Below are 18,247 nucleotides of genomic sequence, written 5' to 3'. Positions count from 1 at the left end.
GCCTTTAGACCGATTTGACGAGGACTTGGAAGAAAATGCAGCCGAACCTTAAATTTTCGCGTGAGGAATATGCCGAGCGCCTCGTCAAGACGCGCATGGCTATGGAAAAAGAAATATTGATCTGCTGATCGTCAGCGATCCGTCCAACATGGCTTGGCTGACGGGTTATGATGGTTGGTCATTTTATGTGCATCAGGCCGTGATAGTTCCTCCGCTTGGTGAGCCCGTTTGGTATGGTCGCGGGCAGGACGCCAACGGTGCAAAGCGCACCAGCTATCTCTCACACGACAATATCGTCGGCTATGCCGATAATTACGTACAGTCGGTCGAGCGCCACCCCATGGATTTTCTCGCTCAGGTGCTTGGTGAGCGCCGTTGGGATAAATTGACCATCGGCGTCGAGATGGACAATTACTGGTTTTCTGCTGCTGCCTTTGCTGCATTGCAAAAACACCTGCCCAATGCGCGCTTCGTCGATGCTACCGCGCTGGTCAATTGGCAACGCGCGGTAAAAAGCCCAACCGAAATCGACTATATGCGCAAGGCTGCCCGCATCGTGGAAGCCATGCACGCCCGCATTGTCGACAAGATCGAAGTTGGAATGAGGAAATGCGACCTTGTTGCCGAAATTTTTGATGCCGGCACGCGCGGCGTCGATGGCATCGGCGGCGACTATCCAGCAATCGTTCCGCTGCTGCCCTCGGGGGCTGACGCATCCGCGCCGCATCTTACATGGGATGACAAGCCCATGAAGGCAGGCGAAGGTACGTTCTTTGAGATTGCCGGTTGCTACAACCGCTATCATTGCCCGCTTTCACGTACCGTTTTTCTCGGCAAGCCCACGCAAGCGTTCATAGATGCGGAAAAAGCTACGCTGGAAGGTATGGAAGCCGGGTTGGCTGCTGCCAAACCCGGTAATAGCTGCGAAGATATCGCGAACGCCTTCTTTGCCGTGTTGAAGAAACACGGCATCATCAAGGACAATCGCACCGGCTATCCGATAGGTCTCAGCTATCCGCCCGATTGGGGCGAGCGCACGATGAGTTTGCGCCCCGGTGATCGCACCGAGTTGAAGCCCGGTATGACATTCCATTTTATGACCGGCCTGTGGCTGGAAACGATGGGGCTCGAAATAACTGAGTCCATTCTCATCACCGATACCGGGGTTGAATGCCTTGCCGATGTGCCTCGCAAGCTGATCGTGAAGAATTGAGGTGCAAATGTCAGATAGCAAAAATCGTTCTTCACCAGTCGTGCCGACCGTTGATTTAGACGGTTCAGGTATCCAGCATGGGCATCTGCGCCTCCCCTATAGTCGTGACGATTCGGCATGGGGTTCCCTGATGATCCCCATTGCTGTGATCAGCAATGGCACAGGGCCAACGGCGCTGCTCACTGGCGGCAATCACGGTGATGAATATGAGGGGCCGCTGGCTCTGTATGAATTGGCGCGGACGCTTGACCTCAACGCGGTCAACGGCACCGTTATCATCGTTCCGGCGATGAACTACCCGGCATTTCGCAGCGGCACACGCACCTCGCCGATCGACAAGGGAAATATGAACCGCAGTTTTCCAGGTCGCCCGGATGGGACGGTAACGGAAAAGATTGCCGACTATTTCCAACGCGAACTGCTGACGCGTGCAGATATTGTTCTGGACTTTCATTCGGGCGGAAAGACCCTCGATTTCCTGCCGTTTTGCGCCGCCCATATGTTGGCAGACAAGGCGCTTGAGAAACAGGCTTTTGCCGCAGTTGAGGCGTTCTCCGCACCATTTTCAACGCGCATGATCGAGATCGACGCCGTTGGCATGTACGATACTGCTGCCGAGGAGATGGGGAAGGTTTTCGTGACCACTGAACTCGGCGGCGGCGGGACGTCTCGCGCCGAGACCGTACGAATTGCAAGGCGCGGCGTCCTCAATGTCTTGCGCCATGCGGGCATCGTTTCAGGTTCGGTCGAAAAGATTTCGACACGTTGGCTCGATATGCCATCCGGCGATTGCTTTTCGTTTGCCGAGGTTGATGGAATGATCGAGACGATGATCGATCTTGGCGATTTCATTGAAAAAGACGCTGTGCTGGCACGCGTTCATTCCATCGACCGTACGGGTATCACCCCTCACGAAATCAGGGCAAAAATGTCAGGCATCTTGACCGCGCGGCATTTTCCAGGATTGGTCAAGGGCGGCGATTGCGTCGCCGTGCTCGCCGTAGAGGTTGGCTGACGTCGTGATAAATCGCCGCGCACCTTTCCTGAAATTTCCGGGTGGATTTGGTGCGCGGACAATCATGTCGCGTTGGCGATGATCTCACGTAGCGCGTCGCCGAAAAGCTGAACCTCTTCCAGCGTATTGTAGTGCACCAGCGAAGCGCGGACGGCACCGCTATCCATGCTGAGGTTCAGCCGTTTCATCAGTCGCGGCGCGTACATATGACCATCACGGATACCGATCTGACGTTCCGCCATCTCTTCCACGATCATTTTTGGCGACAGGTTAGGGATGTTGAAGCAGAACGTCGGTACGCGTTCAGTGATACGGGCCTCATCGCAAACACCATAGATGGTGGCACCGCAGTCCTTCAAAACCTTCAGCATGGCGCGAGCCAGATCAAGTTCGTAGGCACGGATCGCCGCCATGCCCGAAACGATATTGTCGCGACGTGATCGGTTGTTCGCAGGTGCCAGATTGCGGCCGATCAATTCCAGATATTGAACTGCAGCGTCCATGCCAGCGACGTTTTCGTAGATGAAGGTACCGGCCTCGACTTTGTGCGGCGGCTCGTTGGGGATGAAATCTTCCTTGAAGGTGGGCAATAGCTTCAGCGTTTCAAATCGCCCCCATAGGAAGCCCATATGCGGTGAAAAGTTCTTGTATCCGGAACAGACGAGATAGTCGCAATCCCAGGCTTGCACATCGATCAAGCTGTGTGGGCCGTAATGTACGCTGTCGAGAAAGACCTCGGCTCCCGCCGCATGGGCGATTTTGGCCACCGAGGCGACGTCGACAATAGAGCCGATCGAATGGGCTGTTACCGTGCAGGCAACGAGACGCGTGCGCTCTGAGATAAGCGGCTTAAGATCGTCGGTGTGCAGGTTTCCGTCTTCACGCATGCGCCACCATTTGAAGGTGGCACCGCTGGATTCCAGCGCCAGCCACGTCGCGATGTTCGCGTCGTGGTCCATGTCGGTGATGATGATCTCGTTGCGACCGCCTTGAGGTTGGTCGGAAATCATCTGCCCGATACCGAGGCTGACCAGGCGGATGAAGGAGGTGGCGTTCATGCCGAAACAGATTTCGGCAGGGTCGTAGGCGTTGATCAACAACGCCACGCTTTCGCGTGCGTCATCGATGGCCTTGTCAACCGCAACGCTGCGACCATAACGGCCACCGCGCTGCACATTGTGGCTGACCAGATGGCGGGTGACTGTGTCGAGCACGCTTTGGGGGATCTGCGCACCGGCGGCATTGTCCATGAAAATGAAGTCGCCGGCCTGCTGCAGCGCCGGAAACATTGAACGGATGGCGCCGACCGGGAATGGAGTGGTGGTCGCGTCTTGCGTCTTGGGGGGCTGGTGCTGGTTCACGGATGGTTCCTTCATTTCAGTTCAATCATATTGGATTGACGGGGCGTCAATGCGCGCCCAGTTGCTTCTTGCTGCGGTCTTCGAGGTAGCCGACCAGACGCACCAGCGGCCAAAGAATGACGAGATAGATGATCGCCGCGCCGATGAGCGGTGTCGGATTGGCCATCATCGCCTGCGCGTCGGTTGCCTGTTTCAAAAGGTCGGGCATGGCGACGACCGAGGCGAGCGCGGTATCCTTGAAGACCGACACGCAATTGCTGGTGAGTGGTGGAATAACGACCCGGATCGCCTGTGGCAGGATGACTTTGCGCATGGCAATCCAGAAGGGCAGGCCGAGTGTTGCCGCCGCTTCGAACTGGCCTTTGGGAATATTCTCGATGCCAGCGCGGCAGACTTCGGCTGTAAATGCGGCCAGAACCAGTGAAAGTGCCAGCGCCGCCGAGGTGAAAGATGAGAAACTGATGCCGACGAACGGCAGCGCATAATAGATCAGGATCAGCACGACAAGGATCGGCAGCGCGCGGAAAATATCGATATAGGCGGTGGCGAGGCGTCTTAGCGGCTTGGGTGCATAGAGCCGGACAAGGCAGATTGCCAAACCAGCCAGCGTTCCGAAGACGATAGCTGCGCATCCGAGCATAATGGTGTTGCCAAGCCCGCGGATGAGGATCGGAAACGACCGCACAAGAACTGACCAGTTGAAGAACGTATCAATCAGTTCCATGGGCGAGGCCTCGGCAGGAGCTGTCTAACGGGGATGGGGGAAGGGTGTCGGCCCGCGCTGGCAGGTCGACACCCGCGTGGTCTTACTGCGCCTGTGGTATCGGCCCAGGCATGACCGTTGAGGTGCTGGCTTCCGGATCGACGCCGAACCACTTCTTGTGGATTGCGGCCATTGTTCCATCCTTCTTCATTGCGGTGATGGCGTCGTTGACCTTTTCCAGCATCGGGTGACCCTTCTTGGTCATCATGGCAAAGCGTTCGCCGGTCGGAATGCGCACCAGGATTTTCAACGCCGGCATTTGCTTGATGGCATATTGGAATCCGGCCAGTTCACCGGCTCCACCATCAACGCGGCCATTCTGGACGTCGAGCAGCAAATCCTGCTGGGCGTTGTAGCTTTTGACATCGGCGACGCCGAGCTTCTCGGCATTGGCTTTCATATATGCGTCGCCAGTTGAACCGGCGATGACGCCGACCGTCTTGCCCTTGAGGTCATCAAGGGTCTTGATAGTGGAATCCGTCTTGCCGACGATGGTACCGTCGCTGTCATAATATGGCTGCGTGAAAGCCTGGTTCTGCAGGCGTTCATTGGTGATCGAGATCGACGAGACGGCGAAGTCGATGCGCCCTGACGCCGTCGCTGCAAATAGCGCTTGGAAACCGAGATCCTGGAATTTGACATCCGCGCCGATGCGCTTGGCGACATCAGTGGCGACGTCGATTTCGAAGCCCTCGAAACCACCTGAGTCGGTTTTGTATTCCCATGGCGGGTTGGCCGGATAAGCCCCGACCGTGATTGTGTCAGCAAAGGCAGGCGCGGCGAAGGTGACACTTGCGGCGATCATGACGCCAATCAGTCCCAGACGTTTTAACATGTTCTCTCCCTGTGGTTCAGCTGCTCGATGTGGTGTCGTTCATGTTCACCTCTTTCAGCCCGTTCCCTTGGGCTGCAGGCGAGGCGAAGCCTGTTGTTAAGAAGCTCGGCGCTCCTCCACGCCAAATAGCCCCTCAAGATTGGAAAGGAGCGCTTCGATGGATTGCTCGTCGGTCACCGGACCCGGCGATAACCGAAGTGTCGCCCCGCGCGCATCGCAGAAAAGGCGCTTGGCGCGCAAAGCCGCCACTGTCGCGGCAGGGTCTATGCCTTGTGGCAAATTCAGCATCACGCTGCCACCGCGCTCACCGGCATTCAATGGCGAGCTTACGCTCCAGCCGTTTTCCAGCGCGTGGTCGATAATCACTTCGCACATGGCCGCGTTGCGGGCGGCGATGGCGTCGACGCCGGTTTGCAGGACCCATTCGAGTCCGGGTTGGGAGGCGATGCTCGCCAGAATGGCTGGCGTGCCATGGTCGAAACGGCGCGCATCCGAAGCGTAGGCGAAGCGCTCAATATCCCACGAGAACGGATTTGGCTGGCTGAACCAGCCACGTAGTTCCGGCCTGCATGCCTTCAGTAAATCTGGCGTCACCTGCAAAATACCGGCACCCGATGTGCCGCACAGCCATTTCAGCGATGTGGAGACGACAAAATCGACGGGTATGGAAGAAACGGAGAAGGGTGCAACGCCAACCCCTTGTGTGATGTCAACGCCAATGAGCGAACCCATCTTGCGGCCATGCTCCGCAAGTCGTGCCACATCGCAGCGATGAGAAGCTGTAGACGTGACAAAGGTCAACAGGGCAAGGCCGACATCGTCGTGCCAGCGCGCCAGAAAATCTTCGTCACGCACCCAGCTCTCACCTGCGCGTAGCGGCACAGTATCGAGCACGAACCCGAAGCGGTCGGCAAGGCCGGCAAGCAGGAAATGAAGGCTCGGAAAACAATCGGCGGCAACAAGCAAGCGCTTTCCCACCAGCCGCTCGCGGGGCAAACCGCCTATCAAGCTGTAAAGCGCACCGGTCACGTTTTCGGCCGTCGTGAGCGAGCCCTTCGGTGCGTCGATCAAAACACTCCAGCTATCTATGAATTTCTGACGCGCGGCGAGTGCAGCAGGCCATTGGCCATCGTCTTGTGCCGACCAGATCGCGGAGAACTCGGTCAGGGCTGCGGCCATGCGCTCGGCTTTGGCCGGAAACGTACCAATTGAATGATAGAGAAAGTAACCTGACATGCCACATTCCTGATATCTGTGATCATGTGATCACAAAACAGTGTAGAGATCAACCGGCATGATGTGGATAGATTCTATGATGAGGTATCAAAGATCGTATGTGCGTTCTGATTGCCAAACAGTGCCGGAAAGCAATTGCAGGAAAATCACGCAGCGGCATTCCGCCCAGAATAGCATGAAAGCAAATACTTAGAGCGGTTTGCTGATTCAATCGAAACTGAACTGCTCTTAATGATTGCGAAGTGACAAGCGAAAATTACGCTTTGCTGAACGCCGAAAATTTGATCGATTTGGGTTCGGGCACGTCAGGGCAGAGCACGCGCAACGTGTCTTGCGTCGTTCTAATATCTGCGACCACTTCATCGCAGGCGCGAGCGAAATCGCGATCCTTGAGCGCGGCGATGATGGCGATATGGCGTCCCGAAGGCTCCATTGTGCCTGCCTGCATGGAAGGCGCGACGTGATTGGAAAGAAGGCGCATATAGGGGCCGAAGCGCAACCATAGCGTCTCGATGAGTTGGAACAATACGTCGGACCCGGAAGCACGATAGATGGTAAAGTGAAATTGCTGGTTCTTGGCGATCAGTTCGTAGATGCTGTCGTTGCGCCCGATCATCTGCTGTTCGTCAGTAATCTGCTGCAATGCGGCAATATCGATAGCACTCAGGCGTGGCGCGCCCAGTTCGGTTGCCACCTTCTCGACAGCAACGCGGGCTCGGCACAGATCATCCAGTCGCGCGCGGGTAACGATGGGCACACAGGCCGATCCGTTCTGTGAAATCTCCAGCGCGTTCTCGGCAGCAAGCCGGCGCAACGCTTCGCGTACCGGCATATTGCTCGTGCCGAATGCTTCTGCCAGTGATGAAATCGTCAGCGTTTGCCCAGGATCGAAACTGCCAATCATCAAGGCATGGCGAAGTTGCTGGTAAACGCCGTCCTGAACGGTGGTCCGGCCCGACACCGGTTCAAATCCCATACCCAAAATCAGTCTCGCTTCCATTGCAACTCCGAATATGAGAGATCGGAGCGCGCATCGACTCCGCCTGCCGGAACCATTTGATCATCTGATCATACATTGGAAGAAAGACCAAGCAACCCGCGTCGGCGGCTTTTCTCTGCCTCACACGGGTTGGACCGATACGCTTCATTCATGTTGTCTGAAGCGCAAGGATCATTGATCGGGAGATGTGCAATCACATTCCCATGCTTTTTGGCAGATCTGCCGCAGCGACAAGAGAGGCCTATCGCAACGGCAGGATCAATCGGCTATTTGCCGTCCTTCGGACTCCACAGCACAGTATCGGCGTCTTTCTCGTAAGCCATACCGTTTGGATAGCTGATCGCTTCGAGTTGCAACCCCCAAGGTGCCTGAAAATATAAGATGGTCTGGCCCGCTGCCGGCCCCTCTTCCACCGGGATCGGCCCCATACGGGTCTCGATGCCCTTGCCGTCGAGATAGGCTTTGGCAGCGGCCACATCATCCACATAAAAGGCGATATGGAAGCCACCTATGTCGCTGTTGCGGGCTTTGACGACTTTCTGGTCAGGCGCGCTATATTTGAAAAGTTCAATGTTGGAGCCGACCCCGCAACGGATCATGGTAATCTGTTCGATCACCGCCTTCGGGTCGACACCCAGCACATCCTGCATGAAGGTACCCTTGTCGTCGGCAAAGGGGCCAAACGACATCGCCTTCTTGCAACCGACCACGTCGGTAAAGAAATCGACCGCTTGTTTCATGTCGGGAACGGTTATGCCGGTATGATCGTGACCGCGCATACCCGGCATTGATTCGGCGGACGCCGTACCGATGCTCCCGATGAGCATCACCAGCAACGCGGCGTTTTTGAGTGTATTTCTCATGCCCGTCATCCTCCTTCGGGACTTGTTGCTTGGTTGCACGCCGGCGTCCCGCTTCCGGCATACTTTTTCAGATACGCCCGGTTACCTCATGGCACTACCGCGGCAGAAGAGTCGCCGTTCAGCCAGTCGGGATCGATTTCCGGCAATGGGATCGCCGCGATCAGGTCGCGCGTGTAGGCATGCTGTGGCGATGCGAACAGCGTATCGGTCGGACCGGTCTCGACAATTTCGCCTTCGCGCATGACAATGACTTGCCGGCAAAGACGACGGATCACCGATAGATCATGGCTGATGAAGGCAACCGTCAGACCCATCTCTTCAGCCAGTTTTTCCAGCAGAGTGAGAATTTGGGCCTGGGTCGAGACATCAAGGCCGGAGACGATCTCATCGGCGAGAACGAATTTCGGCGACAGTGCCAGCGCCCGGGCGATACCAACGCGTTGGCGCTGGCCACCGGACAGTTCGTGGCGATAGCGTTTGGCAAAATTTTCGGGCAAACCCACCCGGTGCAGGGCTTGCGCGACCCTCTCTTTGAGATTGTCGGCAATGCCATTCTGTTTCAATGGCGCGGCGATGATCGCCCCGATTGTCCGGCGTGGATTAAGCGACGACATAGGGTCCTGAAAGATCATTTGCAGGTCGCGGCGCAGCGGCTTCAAGGTTTGCTCCGACAGATGCGTGATGTCGTTGCCGTCGAATATGACCGATCCTTCGTTCGGTTCATTGAGCCGCACCAGTGCCCGTCCAAGCGTCGACTTGCCAGAGCCGGATTCGCCGACAATGCCGGTTACGGAATGACGCGGCAGGTCGAAATCCAGTCCCTTCAAGATTTGAACCATGGGCGCGCGGCCGAGCAGCGGTTTGCGCGCCATGTCGGGAAATGCGACTTTCAATCCACGCACGTTGAAGAGGGGATCAACCACGTATCGCGCTCCAGTTATGGTCGGCGGCGTCGATCTCAAGCGCCAACTCGCTCAGCACGGATTCGTCCACCGGTTTGAGGGAGGCAAGCGGATCGGTATAGCGCGGTGTTGCTTGCATCAAGGCACGCGTATAGGCATGACGCGGTGCGGAAAACAGGGTCGCGGTATCAGCTTCTTCAACGACCCGGCCAGCATAGAGCACCGACACCTTCTGACTGATCTTGGCGACGACGCCGAGATCGTGCGTCACGAATAAAATGGCTGTGCCGCGCTCGCGCTGCATAGCTGCGATCAGTCTGAGGGTTTGCTTTTGCACGGTCACATCGAGCGCCGTGGTTGGTTCGTCGGCAACGATCAGTCTTGGCTCTGCGGCGAATGCGGCGGCGATCAGCACCCGCTGGCGCATGCCGCCCGAAAGTTCATGCGGATAGCTTCTGACGACGCGTTCGGGATCGCGGATTTGCACCTCGTCAAGCAATTGGCGGATGCGCGCATTGGCTTCTTGCTCACTCCAGCCAAGGATACGCACGAGCCGGTCGGTCATTTGCGGGCCGACGCGCCGCGACGGGTTGAGCGCGGTCAGTGGATCTTGCGGGATCAATGCCGTCTTTGCGCCGATCAGCGTGCGCCGTTGCTTCGGCGGCAGCGTACCGAGGTCAACGCCCTCCAGAAAAATATGCCCTCCGACAGGCCGCACGCTGGCTGGCAGGACGCCAAGAACGGCCTTGCCGATCATGCTTTTCCCCGCGCCGCTTTCACCGACAAGCGCGCGGACCTCACCCGGTTCAACCGTGAGCGAGACATCGCGCAGCACGCGCACTCCATTGCCGAGAACCGCACTCAAGCCGGAAATTTCGAGGCAGGCATCAACGCTCATCGCAACACCGGGTCAAGGCGTGTTTTCAAGCCTTCGCCGAGCTGGCTGAAGGACAGCACGGTCAGAAACAACGTGATCAACGGGAACACCAGCACCCACCATGCCTGGTGGATGGACAGCCGCCCCTCGGCAATAAGGCCGCCCCATGTCGGGTCGTCGGTTGAAATTGACAGATTAACGAAGGACAGGATTGCTTCGACGATCACCGCGATGCCCATTTCCAATGACAGCAATGCGACGATCGACGGCAAGACATTGGGCAAGACTTCACGCAACATGATGCGCACGCGGCCAAACCCGGCAATACGGGCATTCTCGACATAATCCATGCGCGCCTGTGACAGCGCTTCGGCGCGCACCACACGGCAAAAGCGTGTCCAGTCGATGATGGCGATGGCGACGATAACCGAGCCGAGACCGGTGCCGAAAACGGCGATCAGCAGGATGGCGAATAGCACCGGCGGAAATGCCATCCAGATATCGACTATCCGCGAAACAATGCGGTCGGGCCATCCGCCGAAATAGCCGGCTACGAGACCGAGCGCCGAGCCGACGATACAGGCAATGGCGGAAGCGGAAAAGGCGACTATGAAGGCAATGCGCCCGCCATAGATCAGCCGTGAGAGAAGATCGCGCCCCAGGCTGTCGGTGCCAAGAAAGTAGCCATGTTCTGCACCTTGCAGCCAGATAGGTGGCAACCGCTCCAGCATCAAATCCTGTGCCAGAGGGTCATGCGGGGCTACGAGAGGCGCGAAGATCGCCGCCAATATTGCCACCAGCAGCCAGCCTCCGGCCAGCCAGATACGCAAATTGGATTTTTTGCAATGAAGTGCGCCTCAGCCATGACGCAGCCGCGGGTTGAGCAGGGCATAGGTCATGTCGACGGCGAGATTGATGAGTACAAAGAGCAATGCGAAAATCAGCACAATCCCCTGAATCAGCGGCAGGTCGCGGTTGATGACCGCATCAATGGCCATGTTGCCAAGGCCCTCATAGGAAAACAGCCGCTCGACGATTACCGTGCCGCCGATGAGAAAGGTAAATTGCACGCCGATCAGGGTGAGAGTCGGAAGCGCCGCGTTTTTCAACGCCTCGCGCAATATGACCTGAGTTTCGGAAAATCCCTTGACACGGGCAAGAACGACATAGTCGAGGTCCATTACTTCTTTCAGAGAATGCTTCAGCAGGTGCGAGATGATGGCGGCCAAAGGCAAGGCAAGCGCCAGCGCGGGCATCAGCATATGGGCAAGAAGGTCTCTGGTCAGGTCGAAGCGCAACCGCAAAATGCTCTCGAACAGATAGAACTGGGTGACGAAGGGCAAATCGAGTTGCGGTGAGACGCGCCCGGAAATGTCGAAGATCGGTAACAGCACGCCAAACAGCAGTATAAGGACCAGACCCCACAGGAAATCGGGGATGGAAAGGGCTGCACCGTTGATGACGTCAATGCCGGCCTCAACCGCCGTGCCGCGTTCGCGCGTTCCCAAGATAGCAAGTGGCACGCCGATGGCGAGTGCGATGAAAAGCGCCACGATCGACAACTCGAGCGTCGCGGGAAGACGGCCCAGAACGAGGCCGAGAACGTCCTGCCTGAGCGAAATCGAGGTGCCGAAATCGCCATGGCTGACCCCGGAAAGCCAGATGAAGAATTGTTCGATTATCGATTTGTCGAGACCGTAGAGCGCGCGCAGCCGCTCTATGTCGGCATCGGTAGCTCCCGGCGGCAGCATCATGGCGATCGGATCGCCCGGTGCCACGCGGATCAGCAAAAACACGACCACCGCCACGCCAAACAGAGTGACGGCCATCGTGATGAGGCGGATCAGCAGCCTTTGCAGGATCATGAGTTGAACAGGTTCATGGACACGGGCCTCGCGAATAAAATGCGCGCCGCTCTTGCCGAAAGAGCGGCACGCTTTATGCCTTTCAGAGGTCTCAGGCAGGCGTCATGAGAGCTGGCAACAGCGCGCCAGAAACATGCGGCACGACATTGACGCCCTTGGCATGCACGATGGGTTGCGCGTACTGCATCAGCGGCAGCACATAGGCGTTGTCGGCGATCAGCTTGTCGACCGCCTTCCAGCCAGCGATGCGCTTTGCTTCATCGGGTTCACCCCATAGCGGATTGATTGCGTCAATCACGTCCTGGCCGTCCCAGACCGAGTGGGGGCTGGGGCCGTACATGGCAAAGCCGGTTGATGTAGTCGGATCACCGATGGCATCGCCCCAGTTGTAGAAGGCTGCGGGTGCCAGCTTGTCGGCGGCGCGCAGTTCGTAATGCTTGGCGATCTCGTAGACTTCTATTGTTGCCTCAATGCCGACCTTGCGCCACATGCCGACGATGGCCTGGATCATCTCATAGTCCTTGGGCTTGAAGCCTTTGGTCGTCTGGATGGTGAACTTGACAGGCTTGTCAGTGGAGTAGCCGGAAGCTGCCAGCAGTTCCTTGGCCTTTTCCGGATCGTATTCGACCTTGATCGAGGGATCGTAGGCGGCATATTCCGGTGTCTCCAGCGTGTCCAGCGGCTGGCCATAGCCGCGCAGCAACCGGTCGACGAGCAGTTTCTTGTCGACCGACATGACGGCCGCCTTGCGCACATTGGCATCAAGCATCACGTCGATGTCGTTGAAGAAGATCATGCCGATGTCGGAGACATTCTTGCACGATCCAGCCAGCCCGTCTTTGGCGATCAGGCGGTCATATTCCTCATAGGGAATTTCCAGCGTTACCTGCGAGGAACCGGACTCGATCTCGGCAACGCGGCTGGCCGCGTCGGGTACGAACTTGATTGTCACGTTTTCAAAAGCCGGCTTGCCGCCCCAATAGTTTGGGTTGGCCTTCAAACGGAGGAAGGCATTGCGTTCGAATTTGTCGACCATATAGGGGCCGGTGCCAATCGGGGCTTTTTCGAAACCTTCCGCGCCGACCTTCTCGTAATAGGCTTTCGGCATGACATAGCCGGTAAGGAACGACATCCATTTGAAGAGCACCGGATCGTAGCCGGCTGCATCGGCAGTAATCTTGTTGCCGTCGATCTTGAAATTGCTGAGGTTTTTCCAGACGAACTGGATCGGGTTGCCGGTTTCTTCCTTGCCTGCGCGCTCCAGCGACCAGACGACATCCTCGGCCGAGAAGGGCGAACCGTCATGCCATGTAACGCCGTCGCGCACCGTCATCATTATCTGCTTCTTGTCACCGCTCCAGCCCCATTCGGTGAGCAGTCCGGGACCAAAAGACAGGTCCGGGGCCTGTGGGATGAACTGGTCAAAAACCGACTGGTAGAGCCCCTGAATGGTTGGATTGACTGCCGAAGGGCCGGTGGTCGGATCCCAGGACGGCAGGTTTACGTTGTAGGCGATGGTCAGTTCGCCGGGGGCCGCCTTGGCCTTCTTCGGCAAGCCGAGTGCGCTCGCGCCAAGAGTGGCTGCACCATAACCCAGTATTTCGCGTCTGTTCAGTGTCATTTTCATTCCCCTATTCGGTCTTGTTTTCTTACCCTTGAGCCTATCCTATGCGGCTGGCGTCGTCTGTACTGATTGTATTTGACCTGTTTGCCGGGCATGCGAGCCCAAGCCTCATTTGCCTCCAAGTTCAGTTGCCAGCATGTAGCCGGAGCCAGCACCCACACCGGCCCCCGGCCATGTGCCTGCACCCACCAGATGCAGGTTTTTCAACGGTGTGTTCCATCGCGCGAAGCCGCGCATCGGGCGAAAGAGGAAATTTTGCGACAGATGATGGCTGCCGCAAATCTGGTCGCCACCGACGAGGTTGGGGTTTTCGCGCTCCAGATCGATCGGTGAAAAAACTGCACGACCGAGAATTTTCTTACGCAAATCGGGCGCATAAGTCTCGATAATATCCAGAACCCGCTCGGCGTAATGCTCTTTGACGTCATCCCAATGCGCCGGGGCAATTTTGCTTGCCGCATCGCCCAGAATGGTGGCGGGCAACACGCGCACCTGCACCCACAAGACATGCTTGCCCGGCGGTGCGCGCGACGGATCGACCGCCGTCGGCTGGCCGATCACCAGCACCGGTTCCGACGGCAGCAATCCGGCCGTCGCTTGCTGATAGGCCTTGGCCATGACCTCAAGCGAGGGCGCAAGATGGATATAGGCAAAACGCTGCAATTCCTCGCCGGCAAGCCAGTCAGGCAAACTGTCGAGCGCCAGATGGATCATCATGGTACCCGGCGCGTGCCGGAATTTTGTTGCCGCCGTGTCGAAGGCCTCATCACCCGAACCATTGGGCAGGAGCATGTTTGTCAGCGCACCCGGCGCGACGCTGGCGATCACCGCTTTCGTTGCGATGTGTGTTTCGCCCGAGGCCAGGCGAATACCGGTTGCCTTGCTGGCGGATGTCGAAATCTCGGTCACTTCCGAATTGGTAAACACCTTGCCGCCAGCAGCGACCAGTATTTTTTGCAAGGCGTGTATCATAGTGTCGGCACCGCCTTTGCCCAGCACCATGCCAAAGCTCTGATTGGCCATGGATTCCAGATAGGGAAACACCGCCCCGCCAGCGATATCGGGCGCGAAGTCGAGATGCATGCCCCAGGTGGCGAGTGTCGCCCTTATCTGCGGGGATTCAAAATTTTCCTCAAGCCATGCACGCGGTGACGACAGCAAAAGCCGCACGGTGTCGAGGGTGCCAGAGATCCCCTTTTTTCGCCACAGGTTCCAGCCGGTTCCGGCCAGCGCGCGCGCGCCCATTGGCGAGCCCAAGAGCCTGAAAAGATGTTCGGCTTCGGCCGGAAACGCCTTGACCAGACCCCGCCATGTCTTGGCGTCCGTTGCCGAAAAGGCAGCCATGCGCGCAGTAGTCTTTTCCAGATCGGTGCTGACACCGAACCACTTTCCATCGGCAAAAATGCTGGCGAAACAATCAGCGGCCGGCACAAACTCCAACCCATGGGCTTTCAATTCATTTGCATATTTTTGATGGAAGGCCGAACCGGCAAAGAGACTGAGGTTCATCGCGCCAAAGTCGTGCTTGAATCCCGGAAGCGTAAATTCGTGGGTTTGCACAGCGCCGCCGATAGAAGCGTTGCGCTCGAAAACGCCGATTTTCCAGCCTTTCAGCGCCAGATGCGCAGCGCCAGCCAGACTATTGTGACCGGCTCCGATAAAGATGGCGTCGAATTCGCTCACGCTCTTTCCAATTCCTTTATGCTTAAAGATAATTGCAGATGCATATGTTTTCGTCTAGTAGGATATTGGAAGATCGTGCTGCCGCCCTGGTGCAGCTTGTGTGGGAGGAACTGGAAATCATGGAAACGCAAAAACTTCTCGGCGAGGTCGCCGCCCAACTCCTTTCGGGCGCCATTGAAGTGGTCGACCTGACAGCGCCGCTCGGTCCGGACACGCCTCTATTGAAACTTCCGCCCGAACTGGCGAAGGACACGCCCAAGATCGAAATTCATTCCATCTCGGAATATGACAATAACGGACCGTTCTGGGCATGGAACTGGCTGAAGATCGGTGAGCACTCCGGCACGCATTTCGATGCACCCCATCACTGGATCACAGGCAAGGAATATGCCGATGGGTTCACCGATACGATTGCTGTGCAGAATTTCGTGGCACCCGCCAATGTTATCGATTGTTCCAAAGAGGCAACCGCCGACGCCGATTTTTTGCTGACTGCCGACGCCGTGAAGGCTTGGGAGGCCAAGAATGGCCCCATTGGCAAGGGTGAGTGGGTACTCATGCGCACTGATTGGGACAGCCGCAATGGTTCGGAAGAAGCCTACCTCAATGCTGACGCGAATGGCCCGCATTCACCGGGTCCGACGGTCGATTGCATCGAATATATCATTGAACGCGGAGCTGTTGGCTGGGGCACGCAATGCATCGGCACCGACGCTGGCGCGGCTGGTGGCATGACGCCGCCGTTTCCTGCCCACAATCTGGTGCATAAGGCCAATCGCTATGGTTTGGCGAGCTTGTGCAATCTCGACAAGCTGCCTGCCAAGGGTGCCATCATTGTCACGGCGCCACTGAAGATAGTGCGCGGCACGGGCAGCCCGATCCGCGCTTTGGCTCTGGTTCCCAAAGGCTGATGATCGGCGGTTGCCATGGATAAACCCGATCACATCATCGTAGGCAGCGGCATCAATGCGCTGGTGTGTGCGGCGATGCTGTCTGCCAAGGGCGAAAAGGTGCTTGTGCTGGAGCGCAATGATCGCATCGGTGGCTGCATACGCACCGAGGAGATCACCGCGCCCGGTTTTATCCATGATGTGATGGCGACGACTTTCGTGCTGTTCATCACGTCGCCCGCCTTTGCCGCGCTCGGCAAGGATCTGGCCCGTCACGGATTGGAATTCTGTAACAGCCAGACGCCAACCGGCGTCTTGCTGCCTGACGGTAGCCATGGCGTGCTTCGCATGGATAGAGCCGCAAACATTGCCGCACTCAATGCATTGCACGCTGGCGATGGCGATCAACACGGCCAGGACGTTGGTGACATAGAAGGAAATGCCGGCCTCCTGTTTGGCCTGCTTGGTGGCAGTCTCTGGTCGGTTTCAACATTCAGGCTGCTGGCCGCAGAAGCGTGGCGGCGCGGCCCCCGCAAACTTGCGGCATTTCTGGGTGAGGCGTTGACGCCTGCACGGGGCTGGCTCGAAAGCGCTTATCAATCCGATATTTCACGCGCTCTTTTTGCGCCGTGGGTGCTGCATGCCGGTCTTGGCCCCGAAGATGCATTTTCCGGCCAGATCGCCAAGGTCATCGCTTTTGCGCTGGAAGCGGCTGGCGCGCCTATCGTCAAGGGTGGTGCAAAAACATTCTATCCGCGTTCGAGGCATTGCTTATTGAGCGCGGTTGCGAAATCCGTACCAGCGCCGATGTCGCGGAAATTGTCCATGCCGGTGGTCGCGCAGGCGGTGTAAGGCTTGCCTCTGGTGAAATCATTTCGGCCAGCAAAAGTGTTATCTGTTCGGTTACGCCGACGCAGCTTTACGGGCGATTGCTGGGCAAGGACGCACCAGATGGAGTGCTTGAGGACGCGCGCGAGGCAACGCGAAAATACCGATATGGAAAAGGCAATTTCCAAATCCACTATGCCCTGGATCGGCCACCCGCATGGAAGGGTGAGGGGCTCAATGCGGTCGCGTTATTACACCTGACACCTGGGCTCGACGGTGTGTCGAAAGCCTGCAACGAGGCGGCGCGCGCCATACTGCCGGAAACGCCGACCATCTGCGTCGGCCAGCCGCATGCGCTCGATCCGTCGCGTTGTCCGGACGGTAAGGCGATCCTCTGGTTGCAACTGCCGGAAGCGCCGCGCCATATCAAGGGTGACGCAGCAGGCAGGCTTGAAACGCCGCGAGACGGGCAATGGACCGCGCACCTGCGCGAAGCCTATGCCGACCGGGCCGAAGCCATCCTTGCCAACCATATAGAGGGGTTCAAAGACAGCATCATCGCGCGAAAGTCATATTCGCCGGTCGATCTGGAGGCGATGAACATCAATCTGGTTGGCGGAGATCCCTATGGCGGGTCGTCAACGCTCGACCAGTCTTTTCTGTGGCGTCCGTTCAAGACAAGCCGCAACCACCAGACCGGCATCAAAGGCCTCTATCATATCGGTGCCTCCACACATCCCGGCGCGGGCTTAGGCGGCGGGTCCGGTTTTTTGCTGGCGGGGAGGCTCTAGATGGACCAGAATGTGCCGGAAAATCGGCAGCGGATTTCGACACTCGGCCAGATCGGCTTGCAGCAATTTGCTCCCTATCTGATGAACCGCATCATGGGGCGCTACAACGCGACTTTGCGCGAAGATTTTCGCAATCAGGGGCTGACCATTCCTCAGGTGCGGGCGATGGCTGTGCTGTCGGTTACTGATGGCGTCACGGTCAACGATCTGGCGGTATATACCGTCATCGAGCAGTCGACGCTCAGCCGCACGCTGGACGCGTTGGAATCACAAGGCTTGGTGCGGCGCGAGACTGTTGACACGGATAACAGAGTGCGCAGGGTCTTCCTGACGGATGGTGGCCGCGCGGAATTCAGCCGCGCCTGGCCGCCCATGCATGAAGCGTTCGAGACCATGTTCGACGGCATTGGCGATGCCGAATACGCGGCCTTGATCAAGACCTTGCAGAAGATGCTGACGAACATCCGTTTGCATGACATCTGATCGATAATGTCTGCGGGC

Annotated in this window: 15 protein-coding genes and 2 pseudogenes; 5 read left to right on the top strand and 12 right to left on the bottom strand. The window is 57.5% G+C overall.

Annotated elements, in window-relative coordinates; translation table 11 throughout:
- Nucleotides 1-35: 35 nt before the first annotated feature.
- Nucleotides 36-1,213 (top strand): annotated as a pseudogene (doeA, locus tag AC0L7S_RS00135) (ectoine hydrolase DoeA).
- Nucleotides 1,214-1,220: 7 nt separating this feature from the next.
- Nucleotides 1,221-2,228, top strand: coding sequence for a N(2)-acetyl-L-2,4-diaminobutanoate deacetylase DoeB (gene doeB, locus AC0L7S_RS00130; RefSeq protein ID WP_473472539.1), 1,008 nt, complete (start codon nucleotides 1,221-1,223; stop codon nucleotides 2,226-2,228).
- Nucleotides 2,229-2,290: 62 nt separating this feature from the next.
- Here doeB and AC0L7S_RS00125 read toward each other — a convergent pair whose 3' ends face one another.
- The 12 genes from AC0L7S_RS00125 to AC0L7S_RS00070 form a co-directional block, all read right to left on the bottom strand.
- Nucleotides 2,291-3,589, bottom strand: coding sequence for a cysteine desulfurase-like protein (locus tag AC0L7S_RS00125; RefSeq protein ID WP_473474373.1), 1,299 nt, complete (start codon nucleotides 3,587-3,589; stop codon nucleotides 2,291-2,293).
- 46 nt (nucleotides 3,590-3,635) lie between these two features.
- The gene (locus AC0L7S_RS00120; protein ID WP_473472538.1) at nucleotides 3,636-4,313 is read right to left on the bottom strand and encodes an amino acid ABC transporter permease; all 678 of its coding nucleotides are present in this window, start codon (nucleotides 4,311-4,313) and stop codon (nucleotides 3,636-3,638) included.
- A gap of 82 nt (nucleotides 4,314-4,395) precedes the next feature.
- Nucleotides 4,396-5,187, bottom strand: coding sequence for an ABC transporter substrate-binding protein (locus tag AC0L7S_RS00115; RefSeq protein WP_473472537.1), 792 nt, complete (start codon nucleotides 5,185-5,187; stop codon nucleotides 4,396-4,398).
- A 96-nt stretch (nucleotides 5,188-5,283) separates the two neighbouring features.
- The gene (locus tag AC0L7S_RS00110) at nucleotides 5,284-6,423 is read right to left on the bottom strand and encodes an aminotransferase class V-fold PLP-dependent enzyme (RefSeq protein WP_473472536.1); all 1,140 of its coding nucleotides are present in this window, start codon (nucleotides 6,421-6,423) and stop codon (nucleotides 5,284-5,286) included.
- A 256-nt stretch (nucleotides 6,424-6,679) separates the two neighbouring features.
- Nucleotides 6,680-7,423 (bottom strand): GntR family transcriptional regulator, encoded by a 744-nt coding sequence (locus AC0L7S_RS00105; protein ID WP_473472535.1) that lies wholly within the window; start codon nucleotides 7,421-7,423, stop codon nucleotides 6,680-6,682.
- A 266-nt stretch (nucleotides 7,424-7,689) separates the two neighbouring features.
- Nucleotides 7,690-8,286 carry a VOC family protein gene (locus AC0L7S_RS00100; RefSeq protein ID WP_473472534.1) on the bottom strand — a complete coding sequence of 199 codons (597 nt, stop codon included), beginning with the start codon at nucleotides 8,284-8,286 and terminating at the stop codon, nucleotides 7,690-7,692.
- Nucleotides 8,287-8,372: 86 nt separating this feature from the next.
- Nucleotides 8,373-9,209: an ATP-binding cassette domain-containing protein gene (locus tag AC0L7S_RS00095; RefSeq protein ID WP_473472532.1), complete on the bottom strand. Its 837-nt coding sequence runs from the start codon at nucleotides 9,207-9,209 to the stop codon at nucleotides 8,373-8,375.
- A complete protein-coding gene (locus AC0L7S_RS00090; protein ID WP_473472531.1) occupies nucleotides 9,202-10,086 on the bottom strand; it encodes an ABC transporter ATP-binding protein in 885 nt (294 codons plus the stop codon). Before AC0L7S_RS00090 ends, AC0L7S_RS00095 begins: the two co-directional genes overlap by 8 nt.
- Nucleotides 10,083-10,895, bottom strand: coding sequence for an ABC transporter permease (locus tag AC0L7S_RS00085; RefSeq protein ID WP_473472530.1), 813 nt, complete (start codon nucleotides 10,893-10,895; stop codon nucleotides 10,083-10,085). The genes AC0L7S_RS00090 and AC0L7S_RS00085 overlap by 4 nt, the downstream gene beginning before the upstream one ends.
- A gap of 27 nt (nucleotides 10,896-10,922) precedes the next feature.
- Nucleotides 10,923-11,930, bottom strand: coding sequence for an ABC transporter permease (locus AC0L7S_RS00080; RefSeq protein WP_473472529.1), 1,008 nt, complete (start codon nucleotides 11,928-11,930; stop codon nucleotides 10,923-10,925).
- 91 nt (nucleotides 11,931-12,021) lie between these two features.
- Nucleotides 12,022-13,551 carry an ABC transporter substrate-binding protein gene (locus tag AC0L7S_RS00075; protein WP_473472528.1) on the bottom strand — a complete coding sequence of 510 codons (1,530 nt, stop codon included), beginning with the start codon at nucleotides 13,549-13,551 and terminating at the stop codon, nucleotides 12,022-12,024.
- Between the two features lie 111 nt (nucleotides 13,552-13,662).
- On the bottom strand, nucleotides 13,663-15,237 hold the full coding sequence (locus AC0L7S_RS00070) for a phytoene desaturase family protein (protein ID WP_473472527.1): 1,575 nt from the start codon (nucleotides 15,235-15,237) through the stop codon (nucleotides 13,663-13,665).
- Nucleotides 15,238-15,356: 119 nt separating this feature from the next.
- Here AC0L7S_RS00070 and AC0L7S_RS00065 point away from each other — a divergent pair, with 119 nt between their 5' ends.
- The 3 genes and pseudogenes from AC0L7S_RS00065 (at nucleotide 15,357) to AC0L7S_RS00055 (ending at nucleotide 18,229) form a co-directional block, all read left to right on the top strand.
- A complete protein-coding gene (locus tag AC0L7S_RS00065; RefSeq protein ID WP_473474372.1) occupies nucleotides 15,357-16,148 on the top strand; it encodes a cyclase family protein in 792 nt (263 codons plus the stop codon).
- Between the two features lie 15 nt (nucleotides 16,149-16,163).
- Nucleotides 16,164-17,746, top strand: a pseudogene (locus AC0L7S_RS00060) (phytoene desaturase family protein).
- On the top strand, nucleotides 17,747-18,229 hold the full coding sequence (locus AC0L7S_RS00055; protein WP_473472526.1) for a MarR family winged helix-turn-helix transcriptional regulator: 483 nt from the start codon (nucleotides 17,747-17,749) through the stop codon (nucleotides 18,227-18,229).
- Nucleotides 18,230-18,247 lie beyond the last annotated feature (18 nt).

The organism is Mesorhizobium sp. G2-6-1, assembly GCF_055809095.1.
This window is presented reverse-complemented; position numbering and strand designations above follow the sequence as displayed.